This is a genomic window from Alteromonas sp. AMM-1 (assembly GCF_047290655.1).
GTDB classification, from domain to species: Bacteria; Pseudomonadota; Gammaproteobacteria; order Enterobacterales; family Alteromonadaceae; genus Alteromonas; species Alteromonas mangrovi.
On record NZ_JBLBUE010000099.1, the window covers coordinates 1 to 12,657 of the forward strand.

Below are 12,657 nucleotides of genomic sequence, written 5' to 3' on the forward strand. Positions count from 1 at the left end.
AGCCTGCTTTTTGCGATTCACCAAACCCGCTGGCCGGGATCACGCATCGTTGCTGTCTGAATGCGTGGTAGCCTGCACTGCCACGGGTATTCAGTTTATCGTAACGGGTATTAAACGAAGTGTACTTTGAGGGAACAAAACGCATGATGGGCCCTGTATGATCGCTCTCCAGTAACAACCACCAAATCGCATTGCGCATAACAGCTTTGCCTTTATCGCGCAAAATAATACTTACGCGGTCGGTAGCGCGGGTGAATCGCTTTGTTAACATGCCTTCATCCGGCCACAGGGCGATTTCCAACTGATCACAAAGGGCTCGTACCCCCGGGCTGTCGGCTACATTCAACCTGCCACACATAGCAACACTCCAAGTAATACCGGGGTAAGTAACGTCATCAATACATTCTGCCCCATTCCAGCCAAAAATGCGGGCGTGGTAGCCGTGTAGTCTTTTGATAGTGCATAAATTCGCAGCCCGAATACCAAGGGTAAACCAGCCAGGAAAACATACCAGGGAACACTGAGCCACCACAGCCCTATTACCAGTGCCAATACGGCCAACTGCCATTGCACAAAATACACCGACGCAGCCATGCGGTAGCCACGTTTAATGACTATGTGGTTGCGGCCATGCTCTGCGTCGGCTTGTGCATCCGGGAACTGATTCAATAACAGTAAATTATTGGTAAGTAACGAAGGTACCAGTGCCAATATGAAAGCAATCCATAAGTGTGAGCCGCTCAATACCACAAAGCTGCCATAGCTCATTAGTACACCAAATCCCACACCGGGCGCAATTAAACATAGCCACGCATACCGATTTAACACCGGGGTATAAGCAATAATAATTGCCACCCCCACTATTCCCATTAACACAAGATTGGCGGGCTGTGCCTTGGTCATATTCAATATCAGTAAACCAGACAAGATAGTTGAAAATACAAACAACCACCCTACTGTTTTTACTGCCGATAACGCACCAGGATTCAGTACTAATGCGCCGCTACCGCCACTGAACGGTGTTTTACTGGTATTAAAATCCAGCTGCGACGCGCAGTCGTGATATTCATTTAACATGTTCACTGCAATGTGAGCCGAAAGTCCACACACAAAAACAAGACTAAATAATAACCATGACCAGTCGATATTAAGGTAAGTGAGCATACCTAACGATTGTACTAAACAACTCATTACCAGTAACAAGAATGGCGGTCGCATGGTTTGAAACACAGCAGCAAAGGTTCGCATCCTTTTCTCCTAAAAACTCTGCAGGTACATGAGTGACTTGATCAACTATACTCAGGCTGTAGTAATGTCATAAGGTTTATCATGGACGTTTATTTGTCGGCCAGTATTGATCTAAGCAAAGTAAATATCCTGATTGCACTGTTTTTTTGCTTGTGCTGGCTGGTGATCGGCAAACCACTCAGGCTCTATTACCAAAGCAGTGTCCGGTTTTCCGCCGCCAATGGCTTTTTCGCCCTCTCACTGGTATTAGGCGCGCAACAATTTACTTTTCCTGTAACCAACCTTTGGGTGATAGCTGATCTAACGTTACTGATTACGTTGGTGATGTACAACCTTGCTTTACGACATTTGCTGGTATTACCGCTGGATCCAAGATGGATTCGTGTTCTGATGATTGGTGCTGCTGGCGTTGCGGCTTTGCATCTTTTAGGTCAGATTTCAGCGAATTTGACATCAGTTACCTTGTTATTGTTAGCGCTGTTTATTCTGATTTCCACTACCTGGATGAAATTTCGCGCACTGGCATCGGCGTTTAACTATTCCAATGCGGCCATTCTGAGCATACCTGACATTTCTTTAGTACTCATCATTGGTATGAAAAGCGCTATGTGGCTGCTATATCAACGCGAAGTGATCACAGCGATTCCGTTGTCGTCAAAAAGCAGTCCGATACTGATGTGGATTTACATCGTGTTGATTATTTTAATTAATGTTACGGCAGTAGGCACCGCGGTATCGCGCCTTATCATCAGAATGAAACACCTGGCCGATCACGATCAGCTAACCGGTTTACTAAACCGCCGGGCATTTGAGGCTAAACTCGCTGATTATTTTGGGCTTTACCAACGATACAATATGCCCTTTAGTATCATTATGTTAGACATTGATCACTTCAAACTGATTAACGACAAATACGGACACGCGGCGGGCGATAACGCGATCGTTAATACAGCCCGTGTATTCAGGCAAACGGTTCGGCAAACCGACGTAATTGCCCGCTTTGGTGGCGAGGAGTTTATTATATTATTGCCTGGACAGACCGCTTCAGAAGCCAATGAAGTAGCAAACAAGATTTGCCTGGCGATTCGCACCAGCCAATGGCAAATCAATACACCTGCCCTTACCATCAGTGCCGGTTGCGCGGATGTGACTATGGTAAACAGCCAGGACCGATTGCTGACCCTGGCCGATAATGCATTGTATGAAGCCAAACGAAATGGCCGGGATCAAAGTATCATTGCAACCCCTGACCATCCTATACCAACGGCAACAGCGAATTAGCGACTAGTCTTCGCTGTCATCGTCGTCACTCATGGCATCACTGTCCAGCCGCTTACTGGGCTGCACGCCCAGTTGCCTGAATTGCTCTACCTGTCGCAGTATATTTCCCCTGCCAGAAGACAGTTTATTGAACGCTGCATCATAGTGTTTTTGAGTGGCTTCAACCGACTTGCCAATTTTTTCCATGTCACCAATAAAACCGGCAAACTTGTCGTATAACTTCGCAGCATGCTGTGCAATTTTCTGTGCATTCTGGTTTTGGTATTCGTATTGCCAGATGTTATTGATGGTGCGCAGTGCTACCAGTAAGTTGGTGGGCGATACCAGCATGATATTCTGATTTAACGCCAGTGTAACCAATTCGGGATCAGCATCTACCGCCAGCAAAAACGCGGGCTCAACCGGTATAAACATCAACACGTAATCGAGTGTTCTCAGGGCTTCCAGCTCCTGATAGTCCTTAGCGCCCAACGTTTTAATGTGCGTACGGATAGAATTAACGTGTTCTTTTAAATAACGCGCCCGTTCCTCTTCGTCATCACTATTAAAGTAACGTTCATAAGCTGCCAGACTCATTTTGGCATCGATGATCACATCTTTGTCGTTGGGCAAATGCACCACTACGTCAGGCTGCTGAAGCTTACCGTGCTCATTGCGCACCGATACTTGTGTGTCAAACTCATGCCCTTCACGCAAGCCCGACTCTTTCAGGATACGCTCCAGTACCACTTCACCCCAGTTGCCCTGTTGTTTATTATCGCCCTTTAACGCGCGGGTTAACGCAGCAGCATCTTCGGTGATCTGCTGATTCAGCGCTTTTAATCCCAGGATCTCGGTTTTTAACGATGCGCGTTCCTGACCTTCTCTAACATACTGGTCGGTTACCTGCTTCTTAAATCCTTCGATTTGATCTTTTAGCGGGTTAAGTAAGGCATCCAACCGGGTTTTATTGTCGTTAGAAAAGCTTTCTGCTTTCTTTTCAAAAATCTTGTTTGCCAGGTTTTCAAACTGTTCCTGCAAACGTTTTTCCGCATTTTGCAGTGCATCAAGCTTTTCATCATGGCTTTTACGCGCTTCATCAAACGCAGCCTGACGTGCTTCACTGGCCGACTTTAGCTCGGTGTATTGCAATTGAAGTGCTTTATAGTCCTGCTGCAACGTATTGCGTTGTTGCTGCAATTCCGGCACCAGGGCGGCTTTGGCTGCATAATCCTGATTTTGTAATTGCAGTGCCTGCACATGCTGTTTGTACTCTGTCAGTTGAGTCTGAAGTGAGCCAATATTCGCTTCAGCCTGTTGCTGACATTGCTCAAGTCGCTGTGCCAGTAATTCCTTATCTGACTGAGCTTGCTGTGATTGATTACGGCCTTTTAAGTTGCCAATGATCACGCCTATTGCCAGTGCGCTTAGCGCAATACCCGCATTTATTATTATGTTGATGTGTTCCATTTCACCCGTTCTGAAAAAAGAACGGGTACCACTGCTGCTCAATTGCACCAGGTACCCGTTATTGGTCCGTATTCATACTGATTTACTGAAATCAGCACTGTTTAATCAGGCGTTTTGCCCGATTTATTTACCCGAAAGCGCCTTATCCAGATCCGCGATTTTCGCTTTCCAAATGGCTGGGCCGGTTTGGTGCGCATTCGCGCCAGTGCTGTCTACCGCAACCGTTACCGGCATGTCTTCTACTTCAAACTCGTAAATGGCTTCCATACCCAGATCTTCAAACGCGACTACACGCGCTTTCTTGATGGCTTTAGACACCAGGTAAGCTGCACCACCTACGGCCATTAAGTAAACCGATTGGTGTTTGGCGATAGAATCTACCGTGGCTGGCCCACGTTCCGCCTTACCAATCATGCCAGCAATACCGGTTTTCTCCAGCATCATATCGGTAAACTTATCCATGCGTGTTGCCGTTGTTGGGCCTGCCGGACCAACCACTTCATTACCCACGGCGTCCACCGGACCAACGTAGTAAATAAATTTACCGTTAAAATCGACGCCTTCCGGAAGGCCTTCACCATTGTCCAGCATGGTTTGAATGCGTTTATGTGCGGCATCGCGGCCAGTCAGCATTTTGCCTGACAACAATACGGTTTCGCCCACTTTCCATTCTTTGATGTCGTCTTTAGTTACTTCATCCATGTTCACCCGGCGGGTATTAGCGCCCACTTCCCAGGTTACTTCTGGCCACTCTTCCAGCTTAGGTGCCTTAAGATCTGCCGGGCCGCTACCGTCTAAATAGAAGTGCGCGTGACGGGTAGCTGCGCAGTTAGGGATCATCGCCACGGGTTTAGACGCTGCGTGGGTAGGTACTGATTTAATTTTTACATCTACCACGGTAGTTAAACCACCCAGGCCCTGAGCACCAATACCTAAATCGTTTACACGTTTAAATATTTCTAAACGGAGTTTCTCATCGGTAGTTTGCGGACCGCGCTCCATGAGCTCCTGAATATCAACAGGATCCATCAGACTTTCTTTTGCAAGCACAGCAGCTTTTTCTGCAGTACCGCCAATTCCGAGGCCCAGCATGCCTGGCGGACACCAGCCCGCACCCATGGTAGGCAGGGTTTTTACTACCCATTCAACAATATCATCGCTGGGGTTAAGCATAACCATTTTGGATTTGTTTTCAGAGCCGCCGCCTTTTGCAGCGATCATCACTTCAATTTTATCGCCTGCTACCATGTCGATGTGCACAACGGCTGGCGTATTATCTTTGGTATTCTTACGCGCACCGGCAGGGTCAGCCACAATAGACGCACGTAGTGGGTTATTCGGATTTAAATAGGCGCGGCGAGTGCCCTCGTCTACCATTTCCTGAACGGTCATATCGGTTTTGTCCCAGCTAACCGCCATCCCGATTTTTACAAAACAGGTAACAATACCGGTGTCCTGACACAAAGGGCGTTTGCCTTCTGCTGACATGCGCGAATTGATCAGAATTTGTGCCATGGCATCTTTGGCTGCCTGACTCTCTTCTTTCAAATACGCTTTTTCTACGGCTTTTACGTAATCTAATGGGTGGTAGTAGGATATGAATTGCAATGCATCTTCGATGCTGTCAATAAAGTCTTGTTGACGGATTACGGTCATGGCGTCCTCTTATTTTGTGGGCTCACATAGTCATCTAGACGAAGAATCCGTATACTACCGCATGTCGACAGACTGCACCAATAAAACCATGTCCGACTTTGGTGTGTATTTACAAGCCTGTGGCGCGTTCTGTCGCCGGTTCTAATGAAGTAGTAACGGTAATCCCCAAAGCAAAACTATGACAAACCCAATTCAGTTTTCGGCCAGCAGTTTACATATTTCGCCTCTTACCGTACCCAACGGTGTAACAGTACAGGATGTGTTCAGTGGTATGGCTTCGCAGCCCTGGGCGCAACTGTTGGACTCAGGCGGTAGTAAAGCCAGTAAAAGCCGTTTTGATATTCTGCTGTGGGCACCCGCGATTGTGCTTACCTGCAAAGACTACCAAACCACGCTGGAAGATCGTCGAGGCACCGACGTTGAGTTGATAACAACAAACACGTCTCCCATTGATGTAGCAATGGCGTTAACTGCCGATTTTGAAGCGTCAATTGATCAAACCGAACTTAAGCATGCTAACGATTTACCCTTTGTGTTAGGACTGGCAGGTTTTATCAGTTACGACTACGGGCGTTATCTGGAAACCATGCCTTCCATCAATGCTAATGAATATGCGTGCCCGGACTTTGCCGCCGGGTTATACGACCGGGCAATTATCTACGACAATGCACTTGAGCAATTCTTCTTCTGCCGCCTGGATTACGTGCCTGAGCCAGATATCGCCACGTTAGTGAACGATAAAAGCAACACAGCACCTGCATCCGAATTTGCACTGACAAGTCATTGGCAAAGCAATTTAACCAAGCAGCAATACCTTAACGCGTTAAACGCGGTACACGATTATTTGGTTGCCGGCGACTGCTATCAGGTGAATTACGCGCAGCGCTTTAGTGCCGGATTTACCGGCAGTAGCTGGGAAGCATACAAGCGCCTGACTAACGCCAACAAAGCGCCTTTTTCAGCGTTTATGAACTTGCCTGAATGCAGCATTATCAGTGTCTCACCAGAGCGTTTTATTCAGTGCAGAAATGGGCACATCGAAACCAAACCCATCAAGGGTACCCGCCCCCGGTTTGCTGATCCGGTTGAGGACGCCGCCAGTGCACAAGCACTGCTAAGTGCCGAAAAAGACCGCGCTGAAAACCTGATGATTGTAGATTTACTGCGTAACGATATCAGTAAACACAGTGTGCCAGGCTCAGTAAAAGTGCCTGAACTGTTCAGCCTTGAAAGCTACCCAGCTGTTCACCACATGGTAAGCAAGATACAGAGTCAACTGGCGCCGGGCAGTCATCCGCTGCAATTACTGGCCGCTTGCTTCCCAGGTGGCTCCATTACGGGTGCGCCGAAAATCCGGGCCATGGAAATCATTGAAGAACTCGAACCGAGCCGCAGAGCAATTTATTGCGGCAGCTTTTTTTATTTTGGTATTCGTCAGGATTTGGATTCCAGCATTTGCATTCGCACTGTACTGGCCGAAAACAACACGCTTTACTGTTGGGCTGGTGGCGGTATAGTGCTTGATTCAGTGGCAGAAGAAGAATTTGAAGAAACCCTGGCTAAAGTAGCGAAAATTCTGCCTGTTTTGGAGCAAACATTTGCAAAAAGCTGAGTTCTTAGCCCGATTTCACAGCGCCCCTCCGCTGCAACCGGTGCCGGATCACCCCTTGCGAAAATCCGGTCGCTCAGCTGCGGTATTAATACCGGTTGTGACTCACAGTAACGCCATTTCAGTGCTGTTTACTGAACGGGCCAAACACCTCAAACATCATCCTGGGCAAGTGAGTTTTCCGGGGGGCAAACACGAGCCGGACGATCCAAGCCTGGCGGATACGGCAAAACGCGAAGCCTGGGAAGAAATTGCCCTGCCTGATTCGCATATTTCTATTATTGGTCAGTTGCCGCCTTACCGCACTATCTCCGGGTTTGCTATGACGGCCTTTGTGGCAACCGTTGAGCCGGGATTTACGCTTATCCCGGATGGCAATGAGGTAAGTAATACATTTGAAGTGCCCCTTTCCTATCTGATCAAGCCAGAGCACTATCAAACCGAATATATCACCCGCGCAGGCCATACCTACCCGGTATATTTCATTCCCTGGCAAGACAAAATGATATGGGGAGCCACGGCGGCACTGATGAACAGCCTGGCGTCAATTTTTACTGACAACGCGTAATTCACTGCCCGCATTACAAAACCCTTCGATTAATTTTTCTCATGCTACCATTAGCATATCTGAGTTGCTGATATTGCGTGCTCACGGCAAACTAACTCTATATTAACAATAACAAAGCGTACCCCTAATGATTAGTGTATTTGATATGTTCAAGGTGGGCATTGGCCCCTCCAGTTCACATACGGTTGGCCCCATGAATGCGGCGGCCGACTTTGCTGCCCAGTTGGCCAGTAGTCAGCTGATTCACCGCGTAACCGACATAAAAACGGAACTGTTTGGCTCGTTGGGTCAAACCGGTAAAGGCCATGGTAGCGGCAAAGCGGTCATTTTAGGGTTATTGGGTGAACGGCCGGATACAGTCAACATTGATACGGTTGACGCAGTACTTGCAGAGATTGATGCAAAAGAACAGCTAAATCTGAATGGTCAGCAGCTTATTGAGTTTCCACGCGCGAATGCGATTGTGTTTCACCGCAGAAAGAGTCTGCCACGCCATGCGAACGCCATGACTTTCCGGGCCTACGAAAACGACGCTCTGTTACTGGAACAAACCTTTTATTCTATTGGTGGCGGCTTTATCGTACGCGACGATCAATGGGAACAAGCCAAACAGGAAGCACACGAACTGGTTGCACAGGTGCCCTATCCATTCAGAACCGCTCATCAATTACTGGCGTTATGCAAAGAACATGGTCTGAGCATTAGCGCGCTAATGTTAAAAAACGAAAAAGCGCTGCACCCCAACAGCGACATTAAAACCCGTTTACAACAAATATGGATGACCATGGATGCCTGTATCAGCCGGGGCATTGATGCTGAAGGCATTCTGCCGGGGGGATTAAAAGTTGTGCGCCGTGCTCCTTCATTGCATCGTCGCTTAACCACCGAATTCTCCAGTGATCCAATGCAAACATTGGATTGGGTAAACATGTTTGCGCTTGCCGTAAACGAGGAGAACGCTGCCGGTGGACGTGTAGTAACAGCACCAACAAACGGCGCTGCAGGGATTATTCCTGCGGTATTAAAATACGTTGATAAATTTATTCGTCCGGTTGACAAAGAAATAGCCAGTCGCTTTCTGTTAACTGCTGGTGCTATTGGGATCCTGTACAAAGAAAACGCTTCGATTTCTGGCGCTGAAGTGGGTTGTCAGGGCGAAGTTGGCGTGGCCTGTTCTATGGCCGCAGGTGCGCTCACTGAGGTGTTGGGCGGCAGTATTCAGGCTGTGGAAAATGCCGCTGAAATTGGCATGGAGCATAACCTGGGATTAACCTGCGATCCGGTAGGTGGGCTGGTTCAGGTACCCTGCATTGAACGCAATGCCATGGGCGCAATTAAAGCCATTAACGCATCTCGACTTGCCCTGCGAGGCAGCGGAGAACACAAAGTGTCGTTGGATAAAGTCATTAAAACCATGCGCGACACCGGTTCAGAAATGAAAACCAAATACAAAGAAACCGCACGCGGCGGTTTGGCTGTAAATATTATTGAGTGTTAAATCAAAATTGCGTGTCAGGGTGAACGTTAGATCCTGATATTCTCTTGAAGCGTTAGCGAAATAATGGCGCTGACGCTTCACTTGTTTATTGGTTCTCGTCGCAATGAGCATTAATTTCAGCAACAGATAAATCGCTCCCCCGCATGAAGCGAGTCTTTTTTATTGTATTTGGTTCTTCTTCGATACATGAAAGATGGCGTAAATTAAAGTGTTAGCCCGTTTTCCATATTGATGCGTTTACCCACACATACCGATATAGTTGCCACAAACCAGGAATGAACAATACAGCAACCGCGCACAATACACCTGCATTAAGCAAAGCTCCAGTACCATTAACAATCAGTAGATATGCGGTAAACAGAATGGCCACAGCGTCTGTTATGATTAGGAACCAGAATATCGAAAGCCAACACCAGCGAGACAGCAACGCTTTGTTGTAACGGTTACCCACAAATGCCGCAAATATAAGCCCTATAGCGAAAAAGGCACTATAACGGCTGGTGAAACCACCTGTTTCTGTAAGCACCTTGCTAACAAGTTGAGCAAAAGCCAAACATAGCAGTAACGCAAAATACAGCCATTCGTAAGGTTTTATCTTTGCTTTTGCGAACACGGTTAAACCATTACCAACACAGATAAATAACTTGTAGCAACCACATAGCGAACACTGCAACAAAGTTAATGGTGAATACCAGCCCGCGTAATCTCACGTTATCCAATGCAATGTGCACTGCACTGTGAATTATCCGTCCGGCAATAAATAGCCACGCTAACAACACCATGGCTGCGCTGGTAATTTCTGCCTGAAACAGGTTGAACAGGCATATTACGTGAAAAAAAACCGGCCATTCAAACTGATTGCTCAAATTAGCGCTAATGCGATCTTTACGGGCAGCCAAGGCAGATAAAGCGGGCACGTTACCCCCGGCATTCCATACTGCCGGCGCGCGAGCCAGTGTGAGCAAAACATATAAAAACGCACACAACAGAACATGTACAAACATCGGTAAGAATAGCGATAGCATTGCGGTTTATCCTTAAACAACTCATCAGTGAACCAGCACACCAGCTCATAAACACATCAACCAAAAAATACACTTTCTGGTAAATCAAATTATTGGTATTTTGCAGCGGTAATAAATTGTTCAAACGATTCACACCACACTATCAGCGTAGTGTATTCATCAATATTAATATTCGAGTCTACCGGAACAATAAAATGCGTAAACGTACGTACATCACCTACCCGAACCATGGTGGATTTTAGCGCTTTAAACTGGGCTTCTGTTTCAACAAATTCGGGCGATAAATACAGCTTAAAATCCGGTCCGGGCGACAATTCGCCGGTAAGTGTAATGAAATCAGGACCTACTGTTACTTGCCCGTTTCCCCAATGCAGAACATCACTGCCAGCCAGGTTGTTGGTAAATTCCGCCTGATACCTTCGGTTAGCTGACGCTTTTTCCAGCTGAGCGAGTTCGGGTGATGCCGGCGCAGTGAGAATAGGTAAGCTATAAATGCCAATGGCAAAACCCATAATGCCAATTACCAAGTGAGACAGCAGCAGAATTATCAATCGCAATGATTTCAACGTTTAAGTCCTTCCTTTTCTCTGTCTTTTTCGAAGTGATAGATATCGTTACTGTGCTTTTGAAACCACACCCAAAAGGTTGCTTCAGGTGTGGCATTTGCGCTAAAGCCAAACAGTGAGAGTATGCTCATGATGATTATTGTTATTCTATGCTTCACAGTGCTATTACCGTTTTGTTCAAGAGACTAGCTATCTGCATCTGCATAATAGGTCCGCTCAATCCTCTCACAGTAAGTAACCAAATTGTGAAACGTTCGGGCCATGTCGTTAAGCGGATTATTCAGTTTTGAAATGGTTATTTGAGCCAGAAATGCAAAGGCAACTGCGTCTACTGTGCTGGGCTTTTCTCCATAAAAATAGCGTTTTTCGCCTAGTAAAACCGATAAGCTGGCGAGCATTCCTCTGGTTATCGCCAAAATTTCTTCATCGCTGTGTTTGCCGATCCCTTGTTTTAAACAGGCTGTGCGCATGTTGTTTCTGGCTACCCAAGGTACCACATACTTTAAAGGAAACGGCATGCTGCCAAAGAATGCCTGTTTTACGGTGGGCCAGGTGTCGTCTTTTACCCAGCGTGAATGGACGACACACCAGTAGAGATGCTCTTCAAGGGCTTTAATGATCACATGCGAACCTGCCTTTTGCTCTATAGTCAGGTGATCATCGAGGCCGCTTCCGTACTTCTCTTGCAGATGCTTCAGAATGAAAAATGAATCTGCTATACATTTCCCCTCATCCACAATGTAAGGCAACTTGCCTTTGGGGGCCTTTTTAAACGCCGCAAAGTCCGTCACAGTGGTAAACGCAATGCCTGACATTTTCATGTACACATTCACTTTTAATACGAAAGGACTGGCATCGGCCAGGCCAAACTTGGGGCCAAAGCCCACTAATGTAATCATATCGCGTCCTTTCAAATGATGTTGAATAACACTACCGCCGATGCTCGGCAAAAGCAATCTGGCTGTTTGCTATGGGTTTACTTATAACTCACTATAAATAATAGCAAATTGACAACACTCTCATCGCGTTTAACATCAACTGATACATTTATTGCTAGTTAGGATATTCATGGCTTCAACCACCTTATTTTCGCCTTTTCAGAGCGCCAATCTGTCACTGAGTAACCGCATAGTGATGGCCCCCATGACACGGCAGTTTTCGCCCAATGGCATTCCCACCGCCGATGTAGCGGGTTACTACAAACGCCGAGCCGAGGGCGGAACAGGCCTAATCATTACCGAAGGAACTACGGTAAACGATAAAGTAGCAACCATGGATGCTAATATCCCGCAATTTCATGGTGAGGCCGCGCTGGCAGGCTGGAAAAAGGTAGTGGACGAGGTACATGCTGCGGGTGGAAAAATCATGCCCCAACTGTGGCATGTAGGCATGGCGCGCGTAGCAGAAAAAGCCCCCTTCCCTGAGCTGCCAAGTGCAGGACCTTCCGGGCTCTTCAAGCCCGGAAAACAAGGCGCAGAGCCAATGACAGTAGCGCATATCGAAGCTGTTATTGAAGCGTTTGCCCAAGCCGCTGCTGATGCTAAGGCCATTGGTATGGACGGTATTGAGATCCACGGCGCACATGGCTACCTTATCGATCAATTCTTTTGGGAAGGCACAAACCAGCGTACCGATAGCTGGGGTGGTAGCATGGAAAATCGCAGTCGCTTTGCGGTGGAAATCATTAAAGCGATTCGTGCAGCCACTGCGCCAGATTTCCCTATTGTGCTGCGTTATTCTCAGTGGAAGCAGCAGGA

General features: G+C 47.2%; 13 protein-coding genes and 1 pseudogene. 6 read left to right on the top strand and 8 right to left on the bottom strand.

The features are described from left to right. Both ACLR2L_RS14095 and ACLR2L_RS14100 read right to left on the bottom strand, forming a co-directional pair. Window positions 1–358: SOS response-associated peptidase family protein (locus ACLR2L_RS14095; RefSeq protein WP_413368879.1), on the bottom strand; the 358-nt coding region annotated here is incomplete at its 3' end. Further along, entirely contained in the window at window positions 343–1,248 is a 906-nt protein-coding gene (locus ACLR2L_RS14100; protein ID WP_413368881.1) for a prenyltransferase, read from the bottom strand. The genes ACLR2L_RS14095 and ACLR2L_RS14100, both read right to left, overlap by 16 nt. Window positions 1,249–1,329: 81 nt before the next feature. On the opposite strand from ACLR2L_RS14100, the gene ACLR2L_RS14105 reads away from it, so the two are divergent. Next, window positions 1,330–2,529, top strand: a complete 1,200-nt coding sequence (locus ACLR2L_RS14105; protein ID WP_413368883.1) for a GGDEF domain-containing protein — start codon at window positions 1,330–1,332, stop codon at window positions 2,527–2,529. Between the two features lie 3 nt (window positions 2,530–2,532). Here ACLR2L_RS14105 and rmuC read toward each other — a convergent pair whose 3' ends face one another. After that, a complete protein-coding gene (rmuC, locus tag ACLR2L_RS14110) occupies window positions 2,533–3,978 on the bottom strand; it encodes a DNA recombination protein RmuC (protein ID WP_413368899.1) in 1,446 nt (481 codons plus the stop codon). Window positions 3,979–4,101: 123 nt separating this feature from the next. Beyond that, on the bottom strand, window positions 4,102–5,634 hold the full coding sequence (locus ACLR2L_RS14115) for a fumarate hydratase (RefSeq protein WP_140957512.1): 1,533 nt from the start codon (window positions 5,632–5,634) through the stop codon (window positions 4,102–4,104). Between ACLR2L_RS14115 and ACLR2L_RS14120 the strand changes: the two genes are divergently transcribed. From ACLR2L_RS14120 to ACLR2L_RS14135, 4 genes are all read left to right on the top strand, one after another. Then, entirely contained in the window at window positions 5,633–5,779 is a 147-nt protein-coding gene (locus ACLR2L_RS14120; protein WP_413368885.1) for a hypothetical protein, read from the top strand. The two genes, ACLR2L_RS14115 and ACLR2L_RS14120, sit on opposite strands and share 2 nt — an antisense overlap. A 33-nt stretch (window positions 5,780–5,812) precedes the next feature. Then, entirely contained in the window at window positions 5,813–7,246 is a 1,434-nt protein-coding gene (gene pabB, locus ACLR2L_RS14125; RefSeq protein ID WP_413368887.1) for an aminodeoxychorismate synthase component I, read from the top strand. Window positions 7,247–7,286: 40 nt separating this feature from the next. Beyond that, complete coding sequence (locus ACLR2L_RS14130) at window positions 7,287–7,811, top strand: CoA pyrophosphatase (protein ID WP_413368901.1); 525 nt, start codon at window positions 7,287–7,289, stop codon at window positions 7,809–7,811. A gap of 127 nt (window positions 7,812–7,938) precedes the next feature. Further along, on the top strand, window positions 7,939–9,309 hold the full coding sequence (locus ACLR2L_RS14135) for an L-serine ammonia-lyase (RefSeq protein WP_413368889.1): 1,371 nt from the start codon (window positions 7,939–7,941) through the stop codon (window positions 9,307–9,309). Between the two features lie 623 nt (window positions 9,310–9,932). Here the strand turns inward: ACLR2L_RS14135 and ACLR2L_RS14140 are convergent. The 4 genes from ACLR2L_RS14140 to ACLR2L_RS14155 all read right to left on the bottom strand — a co-directional run bounded on the left by ACLR2L_RS14140 (window position 9,933) and on the right by ACLR2L_RS14155 (window position 11,799). Continuing rightward, window positions 9,933–10,334, bottom strand: coding sequence for an MAPEG family protein (locus ACLR2L_RS14140; protein WP_413368891.1), 402 nt, complete (start codon window positions 10,332–10,334; stop codon window positions 9,933–9,935). 89 nt (window positions 10,335–10,423) lie between these two features. Continuing rightward, window positions 10,424–10,900, bottom strand: coding sequence for a DM13 domain-containing protein (locus ACLR2L_RS14145; protein ID WP_413368893.1), 477 nt, complete (start codon window positions 10,898–10,900; stop codon window positions 10,424–10,426). Next, a complete protein-coding gene (locus ACLR2L_RS14150) occupies window positions 10,897–11,031 on the bottom strand; it encodes a hypothetical protein (RefSeq protein WP_413368895.1) in 135 nt (44 codons plus the stop codon). Before ACLR2L_RS14150 ends, ACLR2L_RS14145 begins: the two co-directional genes overlap by 4 nt. A gap of 54 nt (window positions 11,032–11,085) precedes the next feature. Continuing rightward, complete coding sequence (locus ACLR2L_RS14155; protein ID WP_413368897.1) at window positions 11,086–11,799, bottom strand: glutathione S-transferase family protein; 714 nt, start codon at window positions 11,797–11,799, stop codon at window positions 11,086–11,088. 169 nt (window positions 11,800–11,968) lie between these two features. Here ACLR2L_RS14155 and ACLR2L_RS14160 point away from each other — a divergent pair. Beyond that, window positions 11,969–12,657: pseudogene (locus tag ACLR2L_RS14160) on the top strand (12-oxophytodienoate reductase); the annotation flags it as partial.

What these genes read in the sequence shown, in the direction of transcription:
- ACLR2L_RS14100 (WP_413368881.1), bottom strand. Translation starts at nt 1,248, where the DNA reads ATGCGAACCTTTGCTGCTGTGTTTCAAACCATGCGACCGCCATTCTTG.
- ACLR2L_RS14105 (WP_413368883.1), top strand. Translation starts at nt 1,330, where the DNA reads ATGGACGTTTATTTGTCGGCCAGTATTGATCTAAGCAAAGTAAATATC.
- rmuC (WP_413368899.1), bottom strand. Translation starts at nt 3,978, where the DNA reads ATGGAACACATCAACATAATAATAAATGCGGGTATTGCGCTAAGCGCA.
- ACLR2L_RS14120 (WP_413368885.1), top strand. Translation starts at nt 5,633, where the DNA reads ATGGCGTCCTCTTATTTTGTGGGCTCACATAGTCATCTAGACGAAGAA.
- ACLR2L_RS14115 (WP_140957512.1), bottom strand. Translation starts at nt 5,634, where the DNA reads ATGACCGTAATCCGTCAACAAGACTTTATTGACAGCATCGAAGATGCA.
- pabB (WP_413368887.1), top strand. Translation starts at nt 5,813, where the DNA reads ATGACAAACCCAATTCAGTTTTCGGCCAGCAGTTTACATATTTCGCCT.
- ACLR2L_RS14135 (WP_413368889.1), top strand. Translation starts at nt 7,939, where the DNA reads ATGATTAGTGTATTTGATATGTTCAAGGTGGGCATTGGCCCCTCCAGT.
- ACLR2L_RS14140 (WP_413368891.1), bottom strand. Translation starts at nt 10,334, where the DNA reads ATGCTATCGCTATTCTTACCGATGTTTGTACATGTTCTGTTGTGTGCG.
- ACLR2L_RS14150 (WP_413368895.1), bottom strand. Translation starts at nt 11,031, where the DNA reads ATGAGCATACTCTCACTGTTTGGCTTTAGCGCAAATGCCACACCTGAA.
- ACLR2L_RS14155 (WP_413368897.1), bottom strand. Translation starts at nt 11,799, where the DNA reads ATGATTACATTAGTGGGCTTTGGCCCCAAGTTTGGCCTGGCCGATGCC.